This window comes from Pseudoalteromonas sp. CO109Y (genome assembly GCF_004208935.1).
GTDB lineage: Bacteria > Pseudomonadota > Gammaproteobacteria > Enterobacterales > Alteromonadaceae > Pseudoalteromonas > Pseudoalteromonas shioyasakiensis.
Window position 1 is genome coordinate 49,823 of record NZ_SGPD01000006.1, and the last position, 25,989, is coordinate 75,811.

The following is a 25,989-nucleotide window of genomic DNA, read 5'->3' on the forward strand; positions in this document are numbered from 1 at the left end:
ATGAGCGCCAAACAAATAATAAAAGCCATTTCAGTGAGTGTTGTGGCAATAACGGCAAGCTTTAATGCCAGTGCAGCGAATACCGAAGCAATGTGGCCGGGTACGGCTTATAATCAGCAAATACCAACATTTAAACAAGTACTCGGATACGATGTAGGTGAGCGCATCACCAATTACAACGATATGCGTCGTTATCTTAGCGCTTTAGAGCAAGCTGCACCTGATCGTATTAAAGTGTTTAAGTACGCAAACAGCTGGGAAGGTCGTGAACTGGTTTATGCGGCGGTTGGCACTGCGGAGCATATTCGCTCATTAGAAACTCTCGCCAATAACACCCAAGCTTTGGCTGATCCGCGTATCACCTCTGAAAAAGAAGCTAAGTCGCTAATTAAAAATTTACCGACGTCTGTGTGGCTTCAGTATGCAGTGCACGGTAATGAAATTAGCTCAACCGATGCTGCATTATTTACTGCATATCACTTACTCGCAGCCCCGAATGATGCCATTAACAGCAAAATTTTAGATAACACAGTGGTGTTTATCGACCCACTACAAAATCCTGATGGTCGTGAGCGCTTTGTTACTCGTTATTATGCGACCGTAGGTCTTGAGCACAGTGCAGATAGGTTAAGTGCAGAGCATAATGAGCCATGGCCAAGAGGCCGAACAAATCATTATTTGTTTGATATGAACCGTGATTGGTTAGCGCTTACTCAGCCTGAAAGTAAGGGCAGAGTGGCTGCAATCAATAAATATAAACCACAAGTGGTGGTTGATATTCATGAAATGGGCGGCGACCAATCTTACTACTTTGCACCGGCTGCTCAGCCATTTAACCCGCATATGACGAAAACTCAAATCGCTAACATGGATGCGATTGGGCAAAATCATGCGAAGTATTTTGATGAATTTGGCTTTGATTATTTTACCCGTGAAATTTTTGATGCCTTTTACCCAGGCTACGGTGATAGCTGGCCTGTTTTTTATGGTGCATCAGCATCAACTTACGAAGTAGGCTCTGCGCGTGGTCATGTATTTGAGAAAAATACCGGTGAACTACTCACCTATTTTAATACTGTAAAGCGTCAGTTTGTGGCCTCAATTTCGACCGCCGAAGGGGCTGCCAACCAACGTGAAAAACTACTAGGTGACTTTTATCAATATCAAGTTGATGCAATTGATTCGGGTAAAGATAGCAAAGAGCGAGTTTATATTTTACCTAAGCAAAGTAACCGTGAAGGCGCTCATAGACTCGCCACCTTAATGGCTGAGCATGGTGTTGAAGTTAAACAAGCAACTGAAGACTTCAAAGCCTGTGGCGTTAAGTATAAAGCGGGTAGCTATTTTATTGATACCGCACAGCCACGCGGGGTATTTGTACGTACCACATTTACAGACCAAGTAGATATGGCTGAAGCATTTGTAAAAGAGCAAGAAAGACGTCGTGCTCGTAACCTAGGTGATGAAATTTACGATGTCACAGGTTGGTCACTGCCGATGATGTTTAATGTTGATAGCGATAGTTGTGGTCGCGCAGTTAGCGCAGATAGCAAAGCTGTTCAGGCCGACGACACATTGCTTGGTAAAGTGAATAATCCAGAAGCCTCAGTGGCTTATATTGTTGCTTGGGGTGATACGGCCGCAGCACGCTTTTTAACAGCAGCACTGCAAGCTGGCATTAAACTGAAAAGTGCTGATCAAGCATTTGTATTAGGTGATAAAACTAACTACCCAGCGGGTAGCTTAGTAATCGAAAAACGTCTAAACGATAAAGACTTACTGACTAAAATTAGCCAAATTGCCGAGCAAACTGGTGCAATTGTTGATGGTGTTGATTCAAGTTGGGTGATTGAAGGCCCAAGCTTTGGTAGTAACAAAACAGTGCCTATGGTTGCACCTAAAGTGGCGATTGCATGGGATGCAGCCACTCGTGAGCTAAGCGCCGGTAACACTCGTTTTGTTATCGAAAGACAGCTTGGCTACCCGGTAACCGCTATTCGCACAGCCATGCTTGCTTGGGCTGATTTAAGTGATTACCAAGTGCTTATTTTACCAGAAGGTAATTACGAGCAAGCACTCGGTAAATCGGGGGCGGCTAATTTAAAAAGCTGGGTTGAAGCGGGTGGCGTGTTAATTGCCCTCGGTAATGCTAACCGCTTTACCACTAATGCTGATTACGGTTTGTTAGATGTTAAACGCGAGCAAGCTTACCGAGAAGATAAAGCAAGTAGCAATGATGATAAAAGCAGTAAAGTGGCAGGGCAGTTATTCAATTCTCGCGATGATTTAAAAGCAGCGAGCATTGAGCCACACACATCGCCAGACTATGTAGCTGGTGTACTTGCAAATGTTGAAGTAGACCAAGAGCATTGGTTAACCGCAGGGGTTGATAAAGACCTTGTTGCGGTAGCTTACGGTAATGATATTTACACGCCAATAAAACTGAACTCAGGTAAAAACTTAGCCTGGTTTACAGGTAAAGATGATGTGCTAGCAAGTGGTTATCTATGGCAGCAAAATAAAGCACAGCTTGCGTATAAGCCATTGCTTGTTCATCAACCGCAAGGCAAAGGCATGGTGATAGGCTTTACACAGTCACCAACCTACCGTGCTTACCTTGAGGGCATGAATGTTCTGTTAACTAACACGATTTTCCGCGCTGCAGCACATGCTCAGTAATGACTAAGCACAATAAAAATGGCACCTATTAAGGTGCCTTTTTTATTAAGGGCGACATGCTTTTGCTGGTTTGTTTGCATTTAAGTTTAGATCAATCATCAAGCAGCGATCGTTTTCACCATCTGCTAGCTTTTCAAAAATCATAAGCGCTTTGCTAAGACCTATCTGTAGCGTACAAACATCAACGATTTGTGCTATTTTCCCCACATCTTTGGGTATACATTGCCCCATTGTATTTAGTTGCTGGGCCATGACTTTGTATGCTTTTAGGTGTGTTGTAGGAATGTCTTCAAATGCCAAAGTCCCTGCATTTCTGAGTAAATAAAAATCGCGTATAAACTCAAATAGAGTGACTCCTTTCAGCGCGCGCTCAGAGTGTTGTGTTAAAGGCTTATTTATTGGACTGTCGTATAATCCTAATAGCTCGTGGAAACTGAATGAGAGTAACACGCTTCTAAAACTTTCCGGCCATTCCCTTGGTATAAAACGCCAACGCGTAAGGCCAGCGAGATGCCGCAAAGTAAACTGGTGATAGTCTTCACTATCTAGGATATCCGCAAGCCATTTCTCATCTGGATTATGCTCTGCTAAGTAGCTGTATTCTTTTTCATAGGCAGGAAATAGCGTGTCAAAGCCAGCAATAGAATCAAGAAGTACGGTATCAACTTTGGCTTCATTGCCTATGATGCTGACCAATTTGTATGCCGGACGGTATGCACTTATTGAAGGAGCTTGAATGTTATAAAGGGTATTTTTTGCAGTTTTAATCAAGCTGGTGTCATTCATATGCATATGGCCGCCTATATGCAAACGTAGTCCAGTTTCCGCTAAGGTCGCTTGTGTATTGCTGGTTGGCTCTCTAGTGAGCTGAAAAGCATCGCTGCCATACAGCTCTTTAATCGATGCACTTTGTTGATCGTAAAACTCACCCATCGGAAAATGGCTAAATGCAATAAGCGTTTTATTTTGCTTTTTTGCTGCACTCACAATTTGCTTTATCCAAGTTATTAAATATGGTTTTTCAGTAAGTACTTTATTGTATCCAGCATTTCCAGAGCCTTTGAATGTTAGTTGGTTGTTTTTAAACTCAGGTAAATACACATTGGCATCTATGGCTAAAAGCCACAATCCAGCAACGGGTTCCACTAGATAACTGGTGTCGGGGAGCATTGCACAGTGTTGTTTATCCTCGCTACACTGTTTATATTGGCGTTCTGACAAGGCTGCATGATCACTGGTAAAAGGTGTTTGCCAAAGCAAATCTTGGCTACTAGGCATTAAACCAAAATCAGCCATAGCAGAGACAATCTCTTGATAGCCACCATGAGCAATGCCATCATCGCAAAACAAAGTGTCGGTCTGTGACGCTTTACAGTTTCTATGATCTGGGCTAAAGATAGCAACTTCGCGTCCTTCATCGTTCAAAAAGTCAGACTTACCTGCCGCGGTTTTTATAGGTTTAACAGGATCATGGTTTCCTGGAATAACAAAAAAACGCATGTCGTAGCGTTTTGTGTAATCATTTAATAATGCTTTTAGCCCCTTTAGGTGAGCGGGCTGTCCATCGTCAGTAAAGTCTCCGGGTAAAGCGACTAATTTCACACCGCGTTCGGCAATATCATCTAAAGCCGCTATCAGAGCAAAGTAGTTTTCATTAAAAAGTCGCGTTGAGTGAAGCTGTGCTTTCATACTGCGAATTGCAACGGGTTTGGTTTGGCTATCTAGTTTTACCCCTTTAAAGCCGCTTTGGCTAAAGTCAGCATAGATATCGTGAAAATGAACATCGGGAATAAATGCAATTTGTGTGTTTAGCTCTTTGCCATAGGTTTGAAGCGCCACAAAAAGCAGTGAAAATAGCGTTAATAATCGCATTTAAGTTGCCTTGCTGAAAAAAAATTGGGGCGCAAAGGCCCCAATAATGTATTTAGAAATTGCCGCGTAAGCCTAATGAGAAGCGACGACCTGAGAACTCATACATAGTTGGGAAAGCCGGAGCAATAGTGTAGCCCGTTGTTTCTTCATCTGTGATATTGATCCCCTCAAGAGTGACTTTAAACATGTCGTTTATTTGATAGCCTAACGAGATATCTGTTTGACCGTAGGCATCGCGGTAAACAGGGTACATATCGCGTTCAATATACTCTACATACTTGTCTTTATAGTTGTATGAGATACGCGCATCAAAGCTGTCATTTTCGTAGTAGAAAGTAATATTGTAGGTTTCGTCAGCTAAGCCTTCTGGTGGTGTTGGAATCGCTAAATCAGAGGCACCTGTAAGTGAGTTATCAAGCGTCGTATAGTTAGCGTTAATACCGAACCCCTGTAACATTGGGTGAAAACGTGCAAATGGAATTTGTGCAATGAACTCGATACCACTTACATCGTACGAACCATCTGCATTTACTTTTTGATAAACATCAAAGTCGTAAACGCCATCCACAGTACCATTGTCATTATATTTAGTTACATCAGTAACAACACCTGTTAGAGATTCACGCACTACGCCTTCAATTTCTTTTTCGAAGTATGAAACAGCAAGTAAACCACCTTCTTCTAAATACCACTCTAGGCCTGTTTCCCATTGATCTGCATAAGTTGGTTTTAAATCAGGGTTACCATCGCGGTATTTAAATTCACTTAAACTCACAGTACGTTTATAAGCAATATCCGTTAATGCAGGGCGGATAAAGGTTTCTGATGCTGCCGCGCGGAATAGTAAGTTGTCAGTAAGCTCTAAGCTAAAGTTAATGCTAGGTAGAGTTTCTTTATAGTTACCTTCTTTTGAGATAGGTGCTGGCGTATAATTTGTGCTGCCATCATTAGCTTGCACTTGGTGATATCCTGAAGAATCTACATTGGTATCAATGTAACGAACACCGGTATTTAAAGTGGCAGGTAAGGTGCCAATTTCAAATGCAAAATCAGCCATCGCATAAATGGCGGTGGTTTTTTCTGACACTTCGTAGAATTGATCCGGTGCGTAGTCAACGCCGAAACCATCGTAACGTAATTCATTACGCGCATAGCTATTTGAAATTTGACTCCAGTCTTGTTTAGACGATACGTCAGATAAATACTCACCACCTGACACTAAATCTGAAATAGTATGTATTTCGCTATCAGCTAAGGTACGTGTGCCTACCCACGATGAATCACCTGCGCTAGGGCCTGTGATTCGGTTGCTACCATAATTACGTTGTTTTGATTTATCAGTATAACGCGCACCAAACTGAACTTTTGATAATGCAGGGAAGAAATCTAGTTGAAAATGGCGGCTAAAATCGAGTTGAGCTGCATATTTGTCATCAGAGATATCTTCAAGATTTACTTCATAGTAATCAAATGTATAAGCTTCAGGAGAATTATACATATCGAATGTGTCGGGGTTATCGCTGGCAATGGTTTCACCGCCTGTTGATGTGTAACGAGTGCGAGTTGGGCCATAAGCAGTGTGCTTTAAATTAGTTGTCTCAGCTAATTTATCTGCACCACTGTAGCCAACGACACCGTAAACTTCCCAGTCACCTATCATCCAATCAAGGGTTAAGCTAAATTGCTGGTAGTCTGTATCGCTACTATTTTCTTTGCTTAAAAACTCATGCTGCGTTGCGGCATAGTTAACATCAGTTAAAACGGTAATACCATAATCTGCAAGGGTGGTGTTATCGTAACTGTTTATTTTTTCTAATGCACTGATACTTGAAGCTGAATAGGCTGCGGCATCATACTGGTCTTCATGATTATCAAAGTTACCCAGTAGCGCATCAAAAGTGAGGCTAAATTCACTGCTCGGTTTGTATTGTAGTGATAAAGTTGCGCCCCATTTTTCTTGTTCAGTTAAGTAAGCTCTGTCGCCGACTTTATTTATAAATACAACGCGGCTGGTTTCATCTTTGTCGAAGCGATCATTGATAGTGATCCCCGTATCGCGCTCTAAAACGTCAACAGTTTGGTCTGATTGCCATTGTGATGAACCTGATTTTTCTGTCCAACGTGACAGAGGACGAAAATCAATACCAGAGTTACTATCTGTTCTATTTGTACGCTCTGAATAAGCGAATGAAGCAAGCGCGCCCCAATCACCAAAGGTATTACTCGCTAAAAACGCAAACTTAGGATCGCTTTGCTCAGAGATATCGTTATATGCGCCTTCAACCGATGCCACTATTTGACGACCATCATAGTCAAATGGGCGAGCAGTCGTAATTGCAACAGAGCCTGCAATGCCGCCTTCTTCATCTGCGGCTGTTGGCGATTTTTTAACGGTGACACTTTGAATAATTTCTGACGCAAACATATCAAATTCAACATCACGGCCACCACTGCCTGAGGCTGTCGCAAGGTTGTTAATAGAAACAAAGGTAAATTCAGACGGTAAGCTACGTACATTTACTTTTTGACCTAGGCCTTTATTACGCTCAATCGTAACACCCGGCATACGCTGTAAAGCTTCTGCTAAGTTTTGTTCTGGGAAATCTGCGATATCAGACGCGACAATTGAATCTGAGAAGCCAATATTAGTGCGTTTTAAATCAATCGCTTTTTCTAAGCTTTTTATGTAGCTGCCAGTGACAACAATTTCTTCCATTGGCTCTGGGTTTTCTTCTGCGTAGGTGGGAGCAATTAATAATGAGCCAACAGCAAGCGCTAAAGGTGATAATGAAAATGCACGGTAAGTCATGAGGGTTAATTCCTGTTAAATGCAATATTTGGTTTAAATTCGCCTCTAAAGACGCTGCATTAACAAAGAAGGGGACCTATTTTTTAATGAAGCTTTCATGACACTTTTAAGTCGATAGTTACTTAAAACTGTAACGAAATGATCATCAAACAGCTGTCCCCTTTAGGCTAGCATTTACGTCATACTCAGATAAATAAGCTAGCCTTTAACTTAAATATGTCTTTACCTTCAATGACTAACGGCTTTGATAATAAGATCACAGAGCAAAGCAGAACACTTTTACAATGCTTCATAGCAAATCAAGACGCTTTAAAAGGCTTTTTTTGCAAAGCAGTGGCAGAGCGTGCTGATGCGGATGATTTATTTCAGAAGCTACTTCTCAAGGCACTTAGATCAGAACACCTAGACGCGATAGATAATCCGCTCGCATATGGTTATCGGATGGCTCAGCACTTGATAATAGATCACCACCGTGAGCAGAAAAAAACACCAGAAAGTTTAGAGCATGAGCCTCATTGTGAGGCGTTATCGCTTGAGTCCGCACTTGAATATGAGCAACGTATTGAACTTTATCAGCGCGTTTTGTCGCAAATGCCGGCATTGCGCAGAGATGTGTTTATTCGCCGCCGTATTAAAGGCCAAACACGAGCTGAGATTGCAAGTAGTTTGGGGATCTCAGAAGAAGCAGTTAAAAAACATATTTCACGGGCAATGGATATGCTGAAAAATGCCATGACTGAGTATTTTTTAGTACATGAATGTCCCCGTCATGACAGTTAATCCGTCATATTAGTATTACCAGCAATTGAGACAACGATGAATTTTTCACACCAACATGATTATGAATCTGATAATGCGCTAGAAAAGGCTATTTGGGACGACCCTGCATTATTAGCCGCGCTTGAGCTGGTGGATGCACAACAGAATGAACAACTTGAACAAGCTAAAAAACGCCGTCGTTTAGCGCAGTATTCTTGGGGGGGCGGTGCTGTAGCAGCATGCTTTGCTATTTTCATGTGGACTTTAATGCCAGTGAATGAACAGCCGCCCATATCGTCCTCTGATCTTGTAGCTGTTCAACAATTTACTAGTGGTAAAGCACAACAAGTGAATTTGTCTGATGGTACACAGGTCGCAATGAACGTGAATACGCAACTTGAGTTCAGTGAGAATAGTCATGCTCGAAAAGCAACCTTAGCAAATGGCGAAGCATATTTTTCTGTACATCGTGATGAATCGCGCCCTTTCACAATTGATACGGGCAATGCCACGATCGAAGTTCTTGGTACGGCTTTTAATGTGGACAAAACATTGCGAGAAACATTAGTTGATGTTTTTCATGGTAAAGTTTCAGTAACCAGTTTAGATGGAACGCAGCACGTTGAATTAGTGAAAGGGCAGCGTGCCCGAGTAAGTGATTCTACAATACAGGTCTTGCAATTTAATGCCTCACAACCTGATTGGCAGCAAGGATGGTTGGACTTAGATAACGTGTCTATCAATGATGCATTATTTCAGTTAAATCGTTATAGCGAAAAACCTGTGGTATTAAGTAATGTACCAAGTGATATACATGTAAGTGGTCGCTTTGCTGTTGACGACATTCTTGGTGCTGCAAAGCTCATCGCTCAGCTAAATGAACTTGATGTAAACCAATACCCCGATAGCATTGAGCTAAGTAAAAAGGATGAAAACTGATATGATGTTGTCATAAACCTTTCATTGAAAATAGGCACAATATTTTCCTCTAGCAATGAGGATGTAAGTTAATGTGGCGTATTTTCTGCTGTGTTTTGATGCTGTTTGGTTTGTATGCCAAGCAGCTGTTTGCTGCACAAAGCACTCTAAAAACAGCGCTTAATGATCTGGCTGATCAGTACCAAGTTGCAATTATTTATCCAGACAACCTAGTAAGCTCAGTTATCTTACACTCAGCCACGTTACCTAGAACAGTTAGTCTAGAGGCAAGCCTTGATGCCCTGTTGCTAAAACATGGCTTTATTTGGCAACAAACATCATCGGGCATTATTATTTCCAAACCAAGCCAGACACAACATCACTCACTGTCACAGCCCTATATAGAGGAAGTGACAGTGAAAGGTGATAAAAACAATCAGGCTTCTTCTGTGGTTTATGCCCGCGATTACCAACAAAGTGCCGATTACGCGCAGCAGCAAAAACAAAACTACATTGGCGAGGCTGACTTTGCTAGCGGCACAATGCTTTCTCTTCTACCTGCTGAAAATTTGGCTGAAGCACTACAAGCAATTCCTGGGGTAAGTATTTCAAGAGACCGCGGAGAAGCACTTAATATTAATGCGATGGGACTAGGCCCTGAGTATCAATTAACCTTGTTAAATGGGCACAGATTAGCAAATACTGAAAACGTTCGTAACTCGAATCAATATGGTCAGCAGTATCGTTTTGATACATTCAGCGCCGAGCTTTTTTCCAATATTGCCGTATATAAACTCGCTGATGCAAGGTTACCTAGCGGAGCAGCTGGAGCGACAGTCAACTTGATCAGTGATGATCCGCTTTCATTTGATGATGATCACCTAAAAGTAACCTTAACCAGTGCAGCCCTTGCAGGTGAGCGTAACTTTCAACCAAGCTTTGGTTTAGTTGCCAATACTATTTCAGCTGACAATAAGTTAGCTGCTGTCGTTAAGTTTAATTACGAAAACCGCTTACAAAGGCAATTTCAATTTGAAACGTGGCATTGGGGAAATAATGGTGGAGCACCTGCAGCTTATCAGTGGCAAGGGCTTGAAAATAATAGCTTAGTTCCCACCGATACGTTAGCACTTACTATCGAACATGAAGATAGAACTCGTGCAAGCTATTACACAAATATTGCTTGGCAGCCTAATCAGCGATTTGAATTAAATACACTTTGGCTTCGTTCAGACACCGATTTTACCTACGATGAGCACCGGCTCTCAATTAATCCATCAAGTGATGATGCAACAGCCATATTAGGTGAGCATCAAAACAGTATTCAAACGGTGCAATTTAATGCGGCAAAAAGTAAATCTTCACGCGAAGAATCAGGCCTTTACTACCATACGCAAACCTTACAAATATTACCTACATGGTATGCAAAAGATGGCAGCCACTGGCAAATAAGTCCATTTTACAGCCACAGTGAATCGTTGAGTGAAACGCAAACCCCAATCACCCGAACTCATGTTGACTTAAAAGCTGTACCTGCAGAGATTTCTATTTCAGGAAAACAGCTTGCCTACTACGAATTGGACAGTAATTTAGCGCTTGTTGATAGTTACTCACAGTTATCACAATTAAGCCGCCGCCAGATTGAAGTAAACGATGAAGTAACAGAATGGGGGGTAGATGGCACTTGGCAAATATCATCTATTTGGGGGTTGTCGAGTTTACAGTTTGGCGCAGTAAAGTCTATGCACTCTCATCAGTATCTTCGTCAAGATGTAAGTTTGTCTCAAACACAGTTAACTGATTTACCAGCGCTTGATGGCCGTTGGTTAGAGCCATTAAATACGGCATTTGAAGCCGATTTTCTGTCACACCCTACACAAGCTTGGCTGATCCCAAAACGTGACCTTTTACAGTTGTATGATATTGACTTACCATTTACCGATGGGCAAGCCAATGATTACTTAAATAGTTATGAAACCGAATTTACTGCTTATGAAAGCTATATGCACAGCGTATGGCAAATACCAGAACTTAAAAGATTAACGACTGCTTTTGGGCTCAGACACAGCTATGTAAAAAGTAAAACATTAGGGCATGAGCTTAATGAGAATGGCCAATTAGCAAAGCTTTCTGAGCAGGTAAACATTTCTACTTGGTTACCTTCTTTGAATTTCAAATGGCAGTTGTCTGAGCAATGGCTTGCTCGCTTAGGTTATAGCCGTGCAGTGAATCGGCCTAACTATTCTGATTTAAACCCTAAACTACATGTTAATTCTGGTGGTTTACCCTATGCCGAATTAGGAAATCCTGCTTTAGAGCCTGTAGTAGCCAACACCACAAGCCTATCTTTCAATTGGTCAGGGGAAGAGAGTAGTTTGCAATTGATGGCCTTTAATCATCAGCTCGATAACTTTATTGTTGAACAAATCAAAAACGTAACCTATCAACAGCAGCAATACCCAGCTTTACAGGCCAATAATGATGGGCAAGCAGCAATTAGTGGGCTGCAGTTTAGTACTGACTTGAAACTACCTGTATTATCAAATTCTCTACTGCAAAGTCGAATGATATCGAGTGTTAGTCAGTTATTGGACGCCAAATTAACGGCGGAGCAAATCGACAACACAGATATTGAAGGGGTGTCTGAATTAACTGCAAATCTGCGTTTACTGTTTAATGCAAAGAAATGGCAAAGTGCAGTTAACCTTAATTACCGGAGTGATTTTTTAGAGCAACGAGACTTATCGAATAATGCAGATGTTTATGTCGATGATTTTACAAGTGTAGACCTAAGTTACAGTTGGCTTTTCTCTGATTTAGTTGCATTGCGGTTTGATATTTTTAATGCCACAGATAAAAGCCTAGTTAGAGAGGTGCAAACAAACGACGCCTCATCACTTATGAAAGTCGAGCAATTTGGTCGCCGTTTTGTGCTGAGTCTTTCATTAACCCTATAAGTGATCATCAAAGCATCATCATATGGATGCATAACTTGTGTATTAATAAAAAAGCCCGCAGGGCAAAGGGCGGGCTTTTTAGTGTTCCAAGGAGAGAAAGTGTTAAGACACAATCCCTAGTGGCTTACCTGTTTGCCAAGCGCCACGGGTAAAATCTGGAATCGTTTTGCTGTTACTTCTATCAGCAACCGATGCCATACTTTGCGGGAAGATTGATGACCATGCTGCGGCATCGTATACATCTTGATCGAGTGGCTCATTATTGCGTAAGCAGTAGATCATGCGCCAAAGCATAATGAAGTCCATACCGCCGTGGCCACCGTTCTTGACCGCTTCTTCACCCATGCGTTTCCATAGTGGGTGATCAAACTCAGCACGCCACTTTTCCATATCTTGATCCCAGCTATGAAAGTTTTGCATATGTGGCTTACGACCCTGTGAACCTGCTTTCTCCCAGGCAGCGAGCTCTGCTTCATATTGCTGTTGGTAAATTTTCGCGATAGCTGGTGGCACATCTTCAAGAGCAATGCGATTAGGGAAACCAGCAAATGTACCATTAGTACCTTGAATTAGGTTATGGCGGCTGTACGGGCGAGGGCTTGTGGTGTCGTGCTGAACCATAATGCTACGACCTTTCACTGTTTTAATAATGCTGGTGTTCATGTCGCCAGCAGTAAATTTCAGTGAGCGGCGTTCGTGGCCCGCAGGAAATTCACGCTCTGCGTAAGCTGCGCGGCCAAGTGCAGGTGAGCTAACTGATGTAACAAAATCAAAGCGGTCACCACGGTTGATGTTCATATACTGAGAAACAGGGCCTAAACCATGGGTTGGGTATAAGTTACCGTCTACTTTTGTATGCCAGTAAGTGCGCCAAGAACCTGTGCTGCGGTCAATTTCTTTCATTTGCCAACGCAGGTCATGAATATAAGCGGCTTCACCATGTAGTAACTCGCCAAATATCCCCTTACGAACCATGTTTAATACCATTAACTCGTCACGGCCGTAGTTAACGTTTTCCATCATCATGCAGTTCTTTTGCGTGCGCTCAGCAGTGTTTACTAGTTGCCAACACTCTTCCATCGTGGTTGCTGCAGGTACTTCAACAAAGGCATGCTTACCACTTTCCATGGTCTGAACACTCATCGGTGTGTGCCATTTCCAAGGCGTTGAAATGATCACAATGTCGATGTCATCGCGAGCAAGCATGTCTAAATAGGCTTTATCAGAACCCGTATAAGCAGTTGGTTTAGGTAAGCCTTTTTCAACAACATAATTAACAGACTTATCTAGCATCAGCTGATCTGTGTCGCAAATAGCTTTAATTTCAACACCTTCAATATGGCAAAGGTGTTTTACATGGCCGCTACCACGTTGACCAACTCCAATAAAACCAACACGTACCACATCCATTGCTGGCACAGCTAAGCCCATTACGCTTTTACCTTGTGCTGCAAGAGGTGTGCTTTGATTATCACCTTGTTGGCTTTTCGCACAACCAGTCACGACTGTCGCGGCGGTAATGGCTGCGGCAGATTTTAAAAAACTACGTCTATCTATTGTCATAACGATACCTAAATCACTGAGATTATTTTAATAGTGGGTTTCAGTTGTTTCTGTTATATCGCAACTCAAAGTCAATTACAATTAAATGCTTTCAAATTCTTTCGTAACTTTGGTTTTTATTATTTTAACCCTTATAGAATACCGTGTTTAGTGTGTTTTTAACTTGTTTTGCGCCTTTCGTTACCTTTCGTTTTGTTGCGCAGCGTTTCGCGCTGTGCTACTGTAATTTCAAATCACGTATCTAACCATTAGCGTAAGCTGCTTGGAGAAAACCATGAATGCATTAAAAACGATTATAAATAACAATCGAGTAGGGCAAGCGCAGGGTATTTATTCTGTGTGTTGTGCACACCCGCTCGTTATCGAAGCAGCAATGTTGCAAGCTCTAAATGATGACACCGAAATTTTAATAGAAGCTACAGCGAATCAAGTTAATCAGTTTGGTGGTTACACAGGAATGAAGCCCCATGACTTCGTTGAGTTTGTTCATGCAATAGCGGAAAAAGTAGGGTTAGATACCCAGCGCATTATTTTGGGGGGTGATCATTTAGGTCCAGTGTGTTGGGTAAATGAGCCTGCAGAGGTTGCAATGGTAAAAGCTGTTGACCTAGTAAAAGCCTATGCAAGCGCGGGTTTTAAGAAAATTCATTTAGATGCCAGTATGCCATGCGCTGACGATGGAGAACGTTTAGCTGATGCCGAAATTGCCAAGCGTGCAGCGTTGATGTGCCAAGCCGCTGAGTCGGTAGCAAAAGGTAACGATATTCTTTATGTGGTGGGTACTGAGGTTCCTCCTCCGGGTGGCGCTACAGAAGAACATGAAATTATTGAGGTATCTCATGTTGAGGGGGTACAGCAAACAATCGAATTACACCAGGCTGCATTTGCTAACTTAAACATAAGCGATGTGTGGTCGCGTGTTATTGCTGTTGTTGTGCAGCCGGGAGTTGAATTTGATAACCATCAAGTTTTTGATTACCAACGTAATGAAGCGCAAAAACTGAAAGAGTTTATCACCACTGTCGATAATCTTGTTTATGAAGCTCACTCTACCGACTATCAGCCAGATCATTGCTATCACGAGTTGGTGCAAGATCACTTTGCCATATTGAAAGTGGGTCCACAGCTTACCTATGCGCTACGCGAAGGGTTGTTTGCGTTATCTTATATTGAAGATCAATTAGTCGAAGCTGGTCAGCGTTCTAATTTACGTGATGTGTGTGAACGTATCATGCTAGAAAAGCCACATTACTGGAATAAGTTTTACCCAACACAAGGTGCTGAAGCTAAGCTGTTTAGAGCTTATAGTTATAGCGACCGTATTCGTTATTACTGGCCTGAAGACGAAATAAAACAAACAGTAGAAAAACTGTTTGAAAACTTAGAAGGGCAAATTATTCCTCAGACCTTGCTTAGTCAGTTTATGCCAGCGCAATATAAGGCATTGATCAATGGCCAAATTAACTCATCACCACGTGAGTTAGTACTCAATAAAATAATGGAAGTAACGAATACCTATTCGCGTGCTTGTAATCAATAAGTGGTGTTGAGAGAGAATTAATTATGACGCAGTTTTTATCATTAAACGAAACAGAGCTTAAGCAGCAAAACGCATATTGGACAGCAAGAGAAATCTCTCAGCAGCCAGAGTCATGGTGCAATACAGCGGCTATTATTGAAACGCATCGAGCAGAAATAAGTGCATTTTTAGCGCCAATTTTGGCATTAAAAGGACTGCAAATCGTATTAACGGGGGCTGGCACATCGGCCTATGTTGGCGAAGCATTAGCACCTCACTTAACAGCCAAAACAGATTTAAATGTGCGTGCAGTTAGCACCACCGACATTGTGTCTAACCCACATGGTTTTTTACAAAAGAGCACGCCCACTTTACTTGTTTCTTATGCGCGTTCAGGTAATAGCCCTGAAAGTGTCGCGGCGGTTGATATCTCAGAGCAAGTTGTTGAAAAGTGCTTCCACTTAGTTATTACCTGTAATGAAAATGGAGAGTTAGCGAAAAGGGCGGCAGCTAAAAGAAACAGCTTTAGTGTACTTATGCCAAAAGAAACTCTTGATGAAAGCTTTGCTATGACCAGCAGTTTCACCTCAATGCTGCTTTCAACCTTATGTATTTTTACCCCTGATGTTAACCAGCTCGCACAAGTGGCCACGCAGACAGAGCAGCTGCTCGACACGCAACTTGAAGAGATCAAGGGTTTTGCGCAAACTGACATTGAACGTTTGGTGTTTTTAGGAGCAGGTTCATTGCTCGGCTATGCTAAAGAAGCGGCCTTAAAGTGCTTAGAGCTGACCAATGGTGATTTAATAAGTTACTTTGAAACCCCACTTGGTTTTCGTCATGGTCCTAAAACCATTATTAATGATAAAACCGCAGTGATGTTAATGGCCTCAAGTGATTTTTATAGTAGTTTGTATGATACTGATTTATTTAATGAACTACTAAATGACCAACAGTGTTTAGCGGTTAAAAAGCTGGCGTTAAATACTGAACTGGTCGAGCTAGATGATGTTTGGCAAGGTCTGTATTATATTGTCTATTGTCAGATTTTTGCATTTTATAAATCAATGTCACTCGGTTTAACACCTGATAACCCTTGTCCTACGGGCGAAGTTAACCGTGTTGTAAAAGGGGTAACTATTTACCCATTAACTTCTCGCTAAGTAGTGTTGGGTAAAGTATGGCTGTTTACGGACTCGATATTGGTGGTACAAAAATAGAGACCGCCATTTTTAATGATAATTTAGAGCAACAGCAAAGTTGGCGTATTACTACGCCAACGGATGACTATCAGCAATTTTTGCACGCAATTTATCAGCAGGTAATTAAAGCCGATGAGCTATCGGGTTGCCAAGGTGCGGTGGGCATCGGTATGCCAGGTATCGTTAATGATGAAGGTAAAGTGCTGTCGGCTAATGTGCCGTGTGCCACAGGTAAAGTGATTGCCAACGATCTTCAAGCATTATTAAAACGCCCTGTTGCGATATTAAATGACACCCGGTGTTTCGCTTTATCAGAAGCAAATGGCGGAGCTGGTGAAGGTTATAGTAGAGTATTCGGTGCCATTGTTGGCACTGGTGCGGCGGGCGGTATGTGTATTGATGGAACCTTGTTTAACCAAGGTTTGGGCATGTCAGGGGAGTACGGCCATTTACCACTGTCTGCGTATCTACAACAAAAATACCAGCTGCCTGTTTTGAAATGCGGCTGTGGTTTAAATGGCTGTGTAGAAAGTTATATTGCAGGGCCCGGCGTACAAACCTTGTACCAGCATATTACGCAATCTCCTAAATCAGCGATTGAATGGGCAAACGATATCAAACGTGGTGATGAACAAGCCTTAAAGGTGCTTGCCTGTTACTTAGATATTCTTGGCGAAACCTTTGCTGCTATTAGTAAAAGTTTGCACCCAGAAGTAATTGTGCTTGGGGGCGGGTTGTCGCTCATTGATGCAATAGTAGAAAAACTCCCTGACGCGATTCAAACTCATTTATTTTCAGGTTTTGCCGTGCCAGAAGTGAAGCGCGCAAAATTTGGTGATTCTAGCGGCGTAAGAGGCGCTGCAATAATAGGAAGTGTTCATGCTAATTCCAACGCATCTTAATCGTTATTACTTAAAAGCCGCAAAAGTGGTGACTGCTGATGCGGTTTTACTCGATCACGTGGTCTTGGTCGAGCAAGGTAAAATTACTGCCATTACTACGCAAATAGCGCCCGAGGTCGAGGTAATTGATTTAGGTGAGCACAGTTTATTTCCGGGCTTTATCGATTTACATATTCATGGCCGGGAAGGCTGCGATATTATGGACGGCACCCCTGAATCACTAGAGACTATTTCTCGTTCTTTAGCAAAGCATGGCGTAACGGGTTTTGTTGGCACAACGGTGACTGCAGACTGGGACGTCTCAATTCAAGCTTATAAAAATATGGCGAGTGCCTATCAAAAAGGCTTGGCTGGAGCGCAGTTGCTAGGGGCTTATAACGAAGGTTTATTCTTTGCCGAAGCTCATAAAGGCGCGCATAACGAGTCATTTTTTTTAGAGCTTACTAAACAGCGATTTGATGAAATTTATGCCGCATGTGAAGGTTGCTTAAGCTCATTTGCGTTAGCGCCAGAACTACTTAAATCCCCCGACATGATCCGCTATATCACCGATAAGGGTGTGCGTGTGATGCTGGGTCATACAGATGCTAATTTTGAGCAAACAACACAAGCTCTTGCTCATGGAGCCTTCGGTGGTGTGCATATTTTTAATGGTATGCGCGGTATTCATCATCGTGATCCCGGCTGTACTGGCGCATTATTGATGGACAACGATGCCATGGTTGAGCTTATTCCTGATGGTATTCATTTGCATCCGAGCATCATGAACATGGTTTACCGTTTAAAAGGGGCAGATAAAATTGCTCTGATCACAGACTGTGTGAGCGCCGGAGGCTTACAAGATGGTCGCTACCGTTTAGGTGAGCTTCCTATTGTGGTTGAGCAAGGTGTTGCAAGAACTGAGAGCGGCTCTTTAGCTGGCAGTACATTAACCATGGAAGTTGGCGTTGAGCGCTTTTATAACCTAACCGACGCAAGCCTAGTCGAAGCAACTAACATGGCCAGTTTAGTACCCGCTGAGTTTTTAAATAAAGCGGAGCAAATAGGCAGTATTGCGGTAGGTAAACAGGCTAATTTTGCCCTGCTCGATAAAGACTTTTCTGTTCAAGCAACAATCTGTGCGGGTAAGCAAATCTTTTAAAAGTTAAGTGAGAATGCAGGCAAAAGTATTCGATGCCATTGTTATTGGCAGTGGCATTACTGGCGGCTGGGCTGCTAAAGAACTAACCGAAAAAGGGCTCAATGTACTGCTGCTGGAACGTGGCAGGCAGGTTGTGCATGGTACTGACTATATCACTGCCTTTAAAGACGATTGGCAACTGCCATTTCGCGACAGGCCCAGCTTGCTAGAAAAGCGCAACCAAGCTAAACAAGCACGCACTGGCTATGCCACCAAGCAATCAATAAAACACTGGTTTGTGAATGATTTGCAGCACCCTTATCAAGAATCACAGCGTTTTGATTGGATCAGAGGGTATCATCTTGGTGGGCGCTCATTAACTTGGGGGCGGCAATGCTTGCGCCTCAGTGATATAGATTTTGCAGCCAACAAACAAGATGGTCACGGCGTTGATTGGCCTGTGCGCTATCAAGATATTGCGCCTTGGTACGATAAAGTCGAAGCCTATATCGGGGTTATTGGCGAAGCGCTGAACTTACCTCAGCTACCAGATGGACCTTACTTACCTCCTTTTGCGCTTAATGCCGTAGAGCAGCAGCTTAAACAAAGTTTATTAACTCACTACACTAATCGGCACCTCACCATCGGGCGAGTTGCGCATTTAACTAAGGCAAAGCCTGAGCAAGGTCGTGCTCCATGCAGCAAGCGCAACCGCTGTATGCGGGGTTGTCCAACCGGTAGTTATTTTAGTAGTTTAGCCTCGACCTTACCTGCAGCGATGCGTACTGGGCGACTCACTATTCAGACTCACTCCATTGCCAAAGAGATTATTTACAATCCAGAAAGCGGGCAAGCCACAGGTGTGAAAGTAATTGATGCTGAATCTAAAAAAGAGCGTATCGCGCAAGCGAACATCATTTTTTGCTGCGCATCAACGGTGGCAACAACAGCCTTGTTATTAAATTCAACCTCTGCACGTTTTCCTAATGGCTTAGGGAACGATAGTGGAGAGCTTGGTCATAACCTCATGGATCACCATTTTAGGGTTGGTGCAACGGGTGAACCAAAAGGTTTTGCTGATGACTTTAATGATGGCGACAGACCCGTTGGCTTTCATATTCCGCGCTTTCGAAACCTTGATGATAACGAGCAGCATAGCTTTATTCGCGGCTATGGCTATCAAGGATACGCAACACGAAAAGATTGGCGACGGGGCTTTAAAGAACTTAGCTTTGGTAAGGCTTTTCGAGAAGAGCTTGCCAAACCTGGGCCTTGGCAAGTTGCATTAATAGGCTTTGGTGAATGCCTGCCTTATCATCGTAATAAAATGAGCTTAGATCCGGTATTAAAAGATCAATGGGGATTACCTTTAGTTAATTTTGATTGCCAATTTGCTGAAAACGAGCAGCGCATGCGCGAGGATATTAAAGCGCAAGCCGTCGAGATGCTCAGCAAAGCTGGTTATCAAAATGTGCAAGCGTACGATAAAGGCTCAGCGCCGGGGCAAGCCATCCACGAAATGGGAACTGCGCGCATGGGACATGATGCTACAACCTCAGTGCTTAATCGTTACAACCAAATTCATAGTGTGCGTAACGTCTATGTCACTGACGGCTCGTTTATGTGCTCGTCGGGTTATCAGAACCCTTCGTTAACCTATATGGCATTTACTGCAAGAGCCGCCGATCATGCTGCACGACATTATCAAAATGGGGTGTTCAATGGCTGATCTACAAAGGCGAAATGCCATTAAATGTTTAGCTGTATTATTCGGTGCGACTATTACGCCAGTGGCTGCGACTCAGCTATTTGATAAAGTGGATGACAATCATTTTGAGGTGCTTAAAACAGTGGCGCATCGGGATGTGGTCACGCAAATGCAGGCGGTTATTTTAGAACTGGAGCCAAATGAGCAACTGTATTTTAATTTAGTCGCTTTCACAGATTTAATGCTAGCAAATACACTAACTACGACTGAGCGTACGGCATGCTTAAAAGGCGCAGAGCTGATTGCAGAAGGTGCTCTTTCATCTTCGCAATTAGCAGATAAACTCACAGGTTTATTTACTATTTCTTCACTGCAGCAACAGCGCATAATAGCGCAGCAAGCCTTATCTCTTTCAGATGTGAGCCCTGATAAGCGTGACGAGTATTTAATTTATAAGTGTATTTTTACCGTGCGTGAATTTTTGCTACTGGGCTATTTCACATCAGAAAAATTGCAGGCTAGTTAAATATTAAAACAACTAAGCCTGCCCATGTCTTTACTTACGCCAACTTGTTAGTTTGTGACCAATCAGTGCGTAATAAAGAATAAACGCATAGCAAGGGATCAACAGATAGTAAGCTTGTTGTGCATTGCCCGTATATTCTGCAAATACACCGTATACCAAAGGCAATAGCGCGCCACCTGAAATCCCCATAATCAGTAATGCCGCGCCGGTTTGGGTTTTATCGCCAAGATTTGCAAGGGCCATTGGCCAAATGGTCGGCCATACCAGCGCATTCGATAAGCCAAGTAATGCAACAAATAACACGGTATCTGGAAAACTGTTATCAGCAAGCCAAAAGAGCACTACGTTTGCAATCGCAGTTTGTTGCGGTTCAATCAAAATGATACCAAGTGAAAACATACAACCACTTAACGCGGAAAATATCAGCGCCTGTTGCTGACTAAAAAAGCGAGGAATTAACACGATACCTAAAACATAACCCAGCACCATAAAGCCCATGGTGTAAGAGGTGAGTTCTGCGAACTGCAATACCCCTTGTTCTTTGCCGTAAAGGCCAATAGTGTCGCCGGCAATGACTTCTGCACCTATGTAAAAGAATAGGGCTATCACGCCTAAAACTAAGTGTGGAAATTGCAGGACTGATTTACTCTCGCTGTTGTTGCTGGTTTTTGGTTGTTCAATATCAGGTAGCGGGGCCAGCATGATTAACGCCGCTAATATTGCTAATGCGATTGCCATTAAAAGGTAAGGAGTAATTAAACGATTAGCCAGTTCTTGTAACTGTAATTGCTTTTGAATGCTGTTTAATTGAGCCAGAGCTTCTGGGCTAAAGTTGGCAATGTCGCTAAATACAATCGCTGAGAAGAGCAATGGAGCCACCACACCAGCACTCTTATTGAGAATACCCATAATGCTAATGCGCACGGCTGCTGTGTCTTTAGAGCCAATAAGCACGATGTAAGGATTCGCAGCGGTTTGTAATAAGGTAAGGCCGCTACCTAAAGTAAATAAGGCAACCAAAAACAACCAGTAAGCCTGAATTTGTGCCGCAGGAATAAACAACAGTGCACCAAATGCCATGGTACCTAAACCAAACGACATACCATGCTTATAGCTGAATATTTGCAAAATCTTAGCACTTGGCAGTGCCATAACGGTATAGGCGATATAAAACACCAGTGTCACCATGTAAGCTTCAATATGGTTGAGATCGCAGACCATTTGTAAAAATGGGATCAAGGAGCCGTTAAGCCAGGTTATAAAACCAAATAAGAAAAACAAGCCACCTATAATCATCATAGGCAGTAATTGCGTGCGATTGGTGTGTTCTGTTTGCTCTAACAGTGAGCTTTGTGTTGTCATTTTTGTCACCAAAGAAGTTTGTTGTGAAATAATCATAAAACAAAATTCGTAAGTTTTGAAAGTTTTATTTAATTTCGAAACTAAATTTGGCTTTGAAACTGTAAATTGTGTAATATTGAACTACAAATTTGAAAGCAGCTATTAAAACAACAGGCCAGCTATGCTAACCACAATAGAAAGAAGACAAAAAATCGTCCTGATGACCGAGGAAAATGGCAAAGTAAATGTTAAAGATCTTGCAAAGACCTTTGATATTTCGGAGGTTAGCATTCGCCATGATCTTAACGAGCTCGGTAAACGAGGCTTAGTTGTCCGTTCACGTGGTGGGGCAATTGCCTGCGATAAATTGGCTAAAGAGCTTTCGGTAAAAGATAAGCATAACGAAAACTACGCAGTGAAAGTGTTATTAGCGAAAGCTGTGGCAAGTTTGGTTGATGATGGCGATTCATTGATTATTGATTCTGGTACCACCACAGAAGAAGTTGCCAAAGCATTAACCAATAAGCAGGGCCTTACTGTGATGACAAACGGCCTTAATATTGCCCATGTACTGGCTGATATTGAAGATGCAAATGTGTTTATGCTGGGTGGGCAATTACGAAAGAAATCAATGTCTTTTTACTCAAATGAAGTCGAGCAAGCACTTAGTAAATATAACTTTAAAAAGGTTATTTTAGGGGTTGATGGTATCGACTCAGAAGCAGGGATCACCACTCATTATGAGCCCGAGGCAATGCTGAATCGCACCATGTGCACCCGCGCAGATAAAGTCATTGCAGTCACTGATTCAAGTAAATTTGGTAAGCGTGCTTTGTATAATGTATTGCCGCTTAAATCAATCGATGTGCTGGTCACCGACAAAAATATGCCAGCAGAGTTCGTTGAATCATTAACGAGCTTAGGTATCGAAGTGATTACCGTTTAACTCTCTAGTTAAATAGAACTATTGAAAGGTGGCTTTTGCCGCCTTTTTTATTGTTCGTAAAAACCGAATCTCCCCACCGAAAAGAAAATCTTCAGAAAAAATCATTATCGTAACTTTCGAAATTAACTCCCCATCTTTAAAGGCATGCGAAGCCATTTTTGCTGTTTTTGAAACTTAATTCGTAACTATCGAAAGTTTCACTAGGTAATTAATTGTTGCTAGTTTGTTTCATTTTGTTATAGATTAAATATAAGGCCTTACTCATTACCATTTTTATGGTGAAAAAATCTGAACATTTAAAAACAGGAAATCATCATGGCAACAACAACTAGAAAAAAATATTTGAGCGTGCTGATAAGCTCGATTTTGGCCTCATCAGTCAGTTTCGCTGCGACGGCCCAGCAACAAGAAAACGATAGTAAGGCCGAAGAGGATGTTGAGGTTATTGAAGTTACAGGGATCCGTAGCAGTATTAAAGAATCAAACTTTCGAAAGAAAGAAGCAACGACGGTTGTTGATGTCGTTGTCGCTGATGACATCGGTAAGTTCCCCGATGAAAACTTAGCGGAAGCATTGCAGCGTATTCCGGGCATCACCATTACTCGTAATGGCGGTGAGGGGCAAAATATTTTAGTCCGTGGTTTAGGTGGCGGCTACAACATTACCACGTTGAATGGTCGTAAACTGGCTTCTGAAAACTCAGGCCGCGACTTTAACTTTGATACGATTGCTTCAGAGTTAGTGGGGGCACTACAAGTGTATAAGTCACCAGAAGCACGCTTAATTGAAGGGGGCATTGGTGCGGTCGTTGATATCGAAACTCGTAAACCACTAGACCAAGATGGCTTTACCTTGAGCGCTTCAGCAAAAGGGATTTATGAATCTCGAACAGGCGATGTACACCCGCATGCTTCATTCATCATCGGTGACAACTTTAATGATGATACTTTTGGTGTGCTTTTCTCGGGTGCGTATTCTAAGAAAACCTTACGTGCAGACACATACTCGGCAAGCGGTTTTTTTGACGAAGAAGAAGGTTGGGGGGCAGACAGCGCAGGTGTGCCAGTCGACATGAACGGCAACGGAGAAATTGATGGGCAAAGTGAAATATTTGCCTCAAAAATCCCGAGTTACATGTATTTTGCCAACGCGCAGGATGTGCGTGAACGCGTCGGTGCGACGTTAGCAATGCAATGGCGCCCAACAGATACCCTAGACATTAACTTTGATGCTCTTTATTCACGTTACAACACCGATGGTCATCGTTATCAAATCGGTTTTGTTAACTATGATGAAAGCTGGACGCCAGGCACGCCAGTGTTTACTGATGCAGAATTTGATGACACAGGCCGTGTAGTATCAATGACGCAAACCGGTAACACCATGGTGGAGCTACTCAACTTAACCAACCCACGTAAAACCGATACTTATCAGTTTGCCCTTAATGCTAAATGGTATCCAATGGATGGCCTAACACTGGCTGTAGATGTTGCCCATTCAAGAGCGAAAAACGAAAACGGCGGTGATAACCGCTTTATTGTTGCGCGTGGTTTTATTGACTCAATTGGGATTGATTACACCACGGGTAATATGCTGCCAGATGTGACCTTATCGCCGGGCTTAACTGCGGATCAATCATACGGTGCTCACTATAGCCGTAATACAGGTACTGGGGTTGAAGACACGGTTAATGACTTTAAGTTTACCGGTACATTTGTGCCAGAAAGCGATTTAGTGACCCGTGTTGATTTTGGTTTAACTTACCTTGAACAAACTAAAAGTCAGCTTGAATATGCATCAAAAAATGCCAGCCAATTCAGTAATGGTGGTCAATATTTAGAACGCGATGGCTATGAATTCGATGACAGCACCGTGGTCAATGTTGGTGACTTTAACCTCTTTGAAATCCCAAGTGATGTGTTTGTTGAGGCGAATTTCGATAACTTCTTAGAGGGTGAAAGTAGCATTACACCTGAGCCATGGCCAAGTTTCGACTACGATAAGTTACTTGCTTATTATCGCTCAATTAATGCTGAAGCAACCGATAAGAGTATTGTTGCATCGCTCAATTCATCGGGCACTTATGAGGTAACCGAAGAAGTTCTAACTGCGTATGCGCAAGTGACGCTCGAGAGCACTCTTGCAAATATGCCGTATATGTTAAACGTTGGTATTCGCGGCTCGCAAACTGAAGTGAGCTCTAAAGGGTCGGTTTATGATCTATCGTTAATTGACTTACAAGAAGATGGTAAACCACTTGAAAATGGTTGGCGCGAAACTGTTGAGCAATCATTTAAAGGGGATTACAGCAACATTTTACCAAGCATGAACTTTAAGCTTAGTATTACCGATGATTTAATTTACCGCTTCTCTGCGGCACAAGTGATTAGCCGCCCATCTTTAAGCTACTTACGTCCGTGGCTTGCGCCAAATTTTGATACGTATCGTGAAGGTTTACCACAACTTTCTATGGGTGATTCGTCGTTAACACCTGAAGAAGCTAATCAAGCCGATATGACCTTAGAGTGGTACTTTGAAGACAGCAGCTCGTTAAGTGGTGGGGTGTTTGTCAAAGACCTGAAATCATTTATCGATTACGTCGAAAGCCCAGTTGAAATTGAAGGTGTGCGTTACTTTGCATCTTACCCTGGTAAGAGTAAGTACGGTGCAACGATCAAAGGGGCTGAGTTTGCTTATCAGCAGTCGCTCGAAAACTTACTACCCGAACCTTTCAATGGCTTAGGCTTTCAGCTTAATTACACCTATGTTGACAGTAGTTACGATGAACCAGAGCTAAAAGAATCAGGTTTGCCATTTAGAGGCATGTCGAAAAACTCATATAACGCCGTGGTTTACTATGAGCAATATGGTTTCCAAGCACGTTTAGCGTATAACTGGCGCAGCAAGTTCTTGTCGGATCCTGATGCATGGGGTGGTCCATATTGGATCTCTGATTATGGTCAGTTAGATGCCAGCATGAGCTATAACATCAGTGACCAATTCACAGTGTTTGCCGAAGCAACGAACTTAACGAATGAACGTTATTGGGGTTACACCAAGCGTACTGACCAAGTGAGTTATCTAGAGCGTTTTGGTACTCAAGTAGCCTTGGGTGTTCGAGCTAGTTTCTAATTTTAGTGTTTACAAGCGCCTGTAAGGGCGCTTTTA

Annotated in this window: 16 protein-coding genes; 12 read left to right on the plus strand and 4 right to left on the minus strand. The window is 42.5% G+C overall.

What is annotated here, in order from left to right; translation table 11 throughout:
• The gene (locus EXT43_RS01210) at positions 1–2,679 is read left to right on the plus strand and encodes a M14 family metallopeptidase (RefSeq protein ID WP_062566517.1); all 2,679 of its coding nucleotides are present in this window, start codon (positions 1–3) and stop codon (positions 2,677–2,679) included.
• A 45-nt stretch (positions 2,680–2,724) separates the two neighbouring features.
• Here the strand turns inward: EXT43_RS01210 and EXT43_RS01215 are convergent, their stop codons facing one another.
• Together EXT43_RS01215 and EXT43_RS01220 are read right to left on the minus strand one after the other, a co-directional pair.
• Positions 2,725–4,551, minus strand: coding sequence for a metallophosphoesterase (locus tag EXT43_RS01215; protein ID WP_062566516.1), 1,827 nt, complete (start codon positions 4,549–4,551; stop codon positions 2,725–2,727).
• A gap of 52 nt (positions 4,552–4,603) precedes the next feature.
• Positions 4,604–7,360 carry a TonB-dependent receptor gene (locus tag EXT43_RS01220; protein ID WP_062566515.1) on the minus strand — a complete coding sequence of 919 codons (2,757 nt, stop codon included), beginning with the start codon at positions 7,358–7,360 and terminating at the stop codon, positions 4,604–4,606.
• 216 nt (positions 7,361–7,576) lie between these two features.
• Here EXT43_RS01220 and EXT43_RS01225 point away from each other — a divergent pair, with 216 nt between their 5' ends.
• The 3 genes from EXT43_RS01225 (at position 7,577) to EXT43_RS01235 (ending at position 11,994) form a co-directional block, all read left to right on the plus strand.
• Positions 7,577–8,140, plus strand: a complete 564-nt coding sequence (locus EXT43_RS01225) for a sigma-70 family RNA polymerase sigma factor (protein WP_082710973.1) — start codon at positions 7,577–7,579, stop codon at positions 8,138–8,140.
• 36 nt (positions 8,141–8,176) lie between these two features.
• On the plus strand, positions 8,177–9,058 hold the full coding sequence (locus EXT43_RS01230; protein WP_062566513.1) for a FecR domain-containing protein: 882 nt from the start codon (positions 8,177–8,179) through the stop codon (positions 9,056–9,058).
• A 71-nt stretch (positions 9,059–9,129) separates the two neighbouring features.
• The gene (locus EXT43_RS01235) at positions 9,130–11,994 is read left to right on the plus strand and encodes a TonB-dependent receptor (RefSeq protein ID WP_062566512.1); all 2,865 of its coding nucleotides are present in this window, start codon (positions 9,130–9,132) and stop codon (positions 11,992–11,994) included.
• A gap of 102 nt (positions 11,995–12,096) precedes the next feature.
• Here EXT43_RS01235 and EXT43_RS01240 read toward each other — a convergent pair whose 3' ends face one another.
• Positions 12,097–13,557 carry a Gfo/Idh/MocA family oxidoreductase gene (locus EXT43_RS01240; protein ID WP_062566511.1) on the minus strand — a complete coding sequence of 487 codons (1,461 nt, stop codon included), beginning with the start codon at positions 13,555–13,557 and terminating at the stop codon, positions 12,097–12,099.
• 274 nt (positions 13,558–13,831) lie between these two features.
• On the opposite strand from EXT43_RS01240, the gene EXT43_RS01245 reads away from it, so the two are divergent.
• From EXT43_RS01245 to EXT43_RS01270, 6 genes are read left to right on the plus strand one after another with little or no spacing between them, the layout of a single operon-like run.
• A complete protein-coding gene (locus EXT43_RS01245; protein WP_062566510.1) occupies positions 13,832–15,097 on the plus strand; it encodes a D-tagatose-bisphosphate aldolase, class II, non-catalytic subunit in 1,266 nt (421 codons plus the stop codon).
• A 23-nt stretch (positions 15,098–15,120) separates the two neighbouring features.
• Positions 15,121–16,239, plus strand: a complete 1,119-nt coding sequence (locus tag EXT43_RS01250) for an SIS domain-containing protein (protein WP_062566509.1) — start codon at positions 15,121–15,123, stop codon at positions 16,237–16,239.
• Positions 16,240–16,256: 17 nt separating this feature from the next.
• Entirely contained in the window at positions 16,257–17,180 is a 924-nt protein-coding gene (locus tag EXT43_RS01255; protein ID WP_063529024.1) for an ROK family protein, read from the plus strand.
• The gene (gene nagA, locus EXT43_RS01260; RefSeq protein ID WP_130166191.1) at positions 17,158–18,321 is read left to right on the plus strand and encodes an N-acetylglucosamine-6-phosphate deacetylase; all 1,164 of its coding nucleotides are present in this window, start codon (positions 17,158–17,160) and stop codon (positions 18,319–18,321) included. The genes EXT43_RS01255 and nagA overlap by 23 nt, the downstream gene beginning before the upstream one ends.
• Before the next feature lie 13 nt (positions 18,322–18,334).
• A complete protein-coding gene (locus tag EXT43_RS01265; RefSeq protein ID WP_130166192.1) occupies positions 18,335–20,029 on the plus strand; it encodes a GMC family oxidoreductase in 1,695 nt (564 codons plus the stop codon).
• Positions 20,022–20,534: a hypothetical protein gene (locus tag EXT43_RS01270; protein ID WP_130166193.1), complete on the plus strand. Its 513-nt coding sequence runs from the start codon at positions 20,022–20,024 to the stop codon at positions 20,532–20,534. The genes EXT43_RS01265 and EXT43_RS01270 overlap by 8 nt, the downstream gene beginning before the upstream one ends.
• A 30-nt stretch (positions 20,535–20,564) precedes the next feature.
• Here EXT43_RS01270 and EXT43_RS01275 read toward each other — a convergent pair whose 3' ends face one another.
• The gene (locus EXT43_RS01275; protein WP_205990947.1) at positions 20,565–21,896 is read right to left on the minus strand and encodes a sugar MFS transporter; all 1,332 of its coding nucleotides are present in this window, start codon (positions 21,894–21,896) and stop codon (positions 20,565–20,567) included.
• 160 nt (positions 21,897–22,056) lie between these two features.
• Between EXT43_RS01275 and agaR the strand changes: the two genes are divergently transcribed.
• The gene (gene agaR / locus EXT43_RS01280; protein ID WP_054561067.1) at positions 22,057–22,821 is read left to right on the plus strand and encodes a transcriptional repressor AgaR; all 765 of its coding nucleotides are present in this window, start codon (positions 22,057–22,059) and stop codon (positions 22,819–22,821) included.
• A gap of 315 nt (positions 22,822–23,136) precedes the next feature.
• The gene (locus tag EXT43_RS01285; RefSeq protein ID WP_062566503.1) at positions 23,137–25,953 is read left to right on the plus strand and encodes a TonB-dependent receptor; all 2,817 of its coding nucleotides are present in this window, start codon (positions 23,137–23,139) and stop codon (positions 25,951–25,953) included.
• Positions 25,954–25,989: the final 36 nt, after the last annotated feature.

What these genes read in the sequence shown, in the direction of transcription:
- EXT43_RS01220 (WP_062566515.1), bottom strand. Translation starts at nt 7,360, where the DNA reads ATGACTTACCGTGCATTTTCATTATCACCTTTAGCGCTTGCTGTTGGC.
- EXT43_RS01210 (WP_062566517.1), top strand. Translation starts at nt 1, where the DNA reads ATGAGCGCCAAACAAATAATAAAAGCCATTTCAGTGAGTGTTGTGGCA.
- EXT43_RS01235 (WP_062566512.1), top strand. Translation starts at nt 9,130, where the DNA reads ATGTGGCGTATTTTCTGCTGTGTTTTGATGCTGTTTGGTTTGTATGCC.
- EXT43_RS01240 (WP_062566511.1), bottom strand. Translation starts at nt 13,557, where the DNA reads ATGACAATAGATAGACGTAGTTTTTTAAAATCTGCCGCAGCCATTACC.
- EXT43_RS01230 (WP_062566513.1), top strand. Translation starts at nt 8,177, where the DNA reads ATGAATTTTTCACACCAACATGATTATGAATCTGATAATGCGCTAGAA.
- EXT43_RS01285 (WP_062566503.1), top strand. Translation starts at nt 23,137, where the DNA reads ATGGCAACAACAACTAGAAAAAAATATTTGAGCGTGCTGATAAGCTCG.
- EXT43_RS01265 (WP_130166192.1), top strand. Translation starts at nt 18,335, where the DNA reads ATGCAGGCAAAAGTATTCGATGCCATTGTTATTGGCAGTGGCATTACT.
- EXT43_RS01270 (WP_130166193.1), top strand. Translation starts at nt 20,022, where the DNA reads ATGGCTGATCTACAAAGGCGAAATGCCATTAAATGTTTAGCTGTATTA.
- nagA (WP_130166191.1), top strand. Translation starts at nt 17,158, where the DNA reads ATGCTAATTCCAACGCATCTTAATCGTTATTACTTAAAAGCCGCAAAA.
- EXT43_RS01250 (WP_062566509.1), top strand. Translation starts at nt 15,121, where the DNA reads ATGACGCAGTTTTTATCATTAAACGAAACAGAGCTTAAGCAGCAAAAC.
- EXT43_RS01225 (WP_082710973.1), top strand. Translation starts at nt 7,577, where the DNA reads ATGTCTTTACCTTCAATGACTAACGGCTTTGATAATAAGATCACAGAG.
- agaR (WP_054561067.1), top strand. Translation starts at nt 22,057, where the DNA reads ATGCTAACCACAATAGAAAGAAGACAAAAAATCGTCCTGATGACCGAG.
- EXT43_RS01245 (WP_062566510.1), top strand. Translation starts at nt 13,832, where the DNA reads ATGAATGCATTAAAAACGATTATAAATAACAATCGAGTAGGGCAAGCG.
- EXT43_RS01255 (WP_063529024.1), top strand. Translation starts at nt 16,257, where the DNA reads ATGGCTGTTTACGGACTCGATATTGGTGGTACAAAAATAGAGACCGCC.
- EXT43_RS01275 (WP_205990947.1), bottom strand. Translation starts at nt 21,896, where the DNA reads ATGACAACACAAAGCTCACTGTTAGAGCAAACAGAACACACCAATCGC.
- EXT43_RS01215 (WP_062566516.1), bottom strand. Translation starts at nt 4,551, where the DNA reads ATGCGATTATTAACGCTATTTTCACTGCTTTTTGTGGCGCTTCAAACC.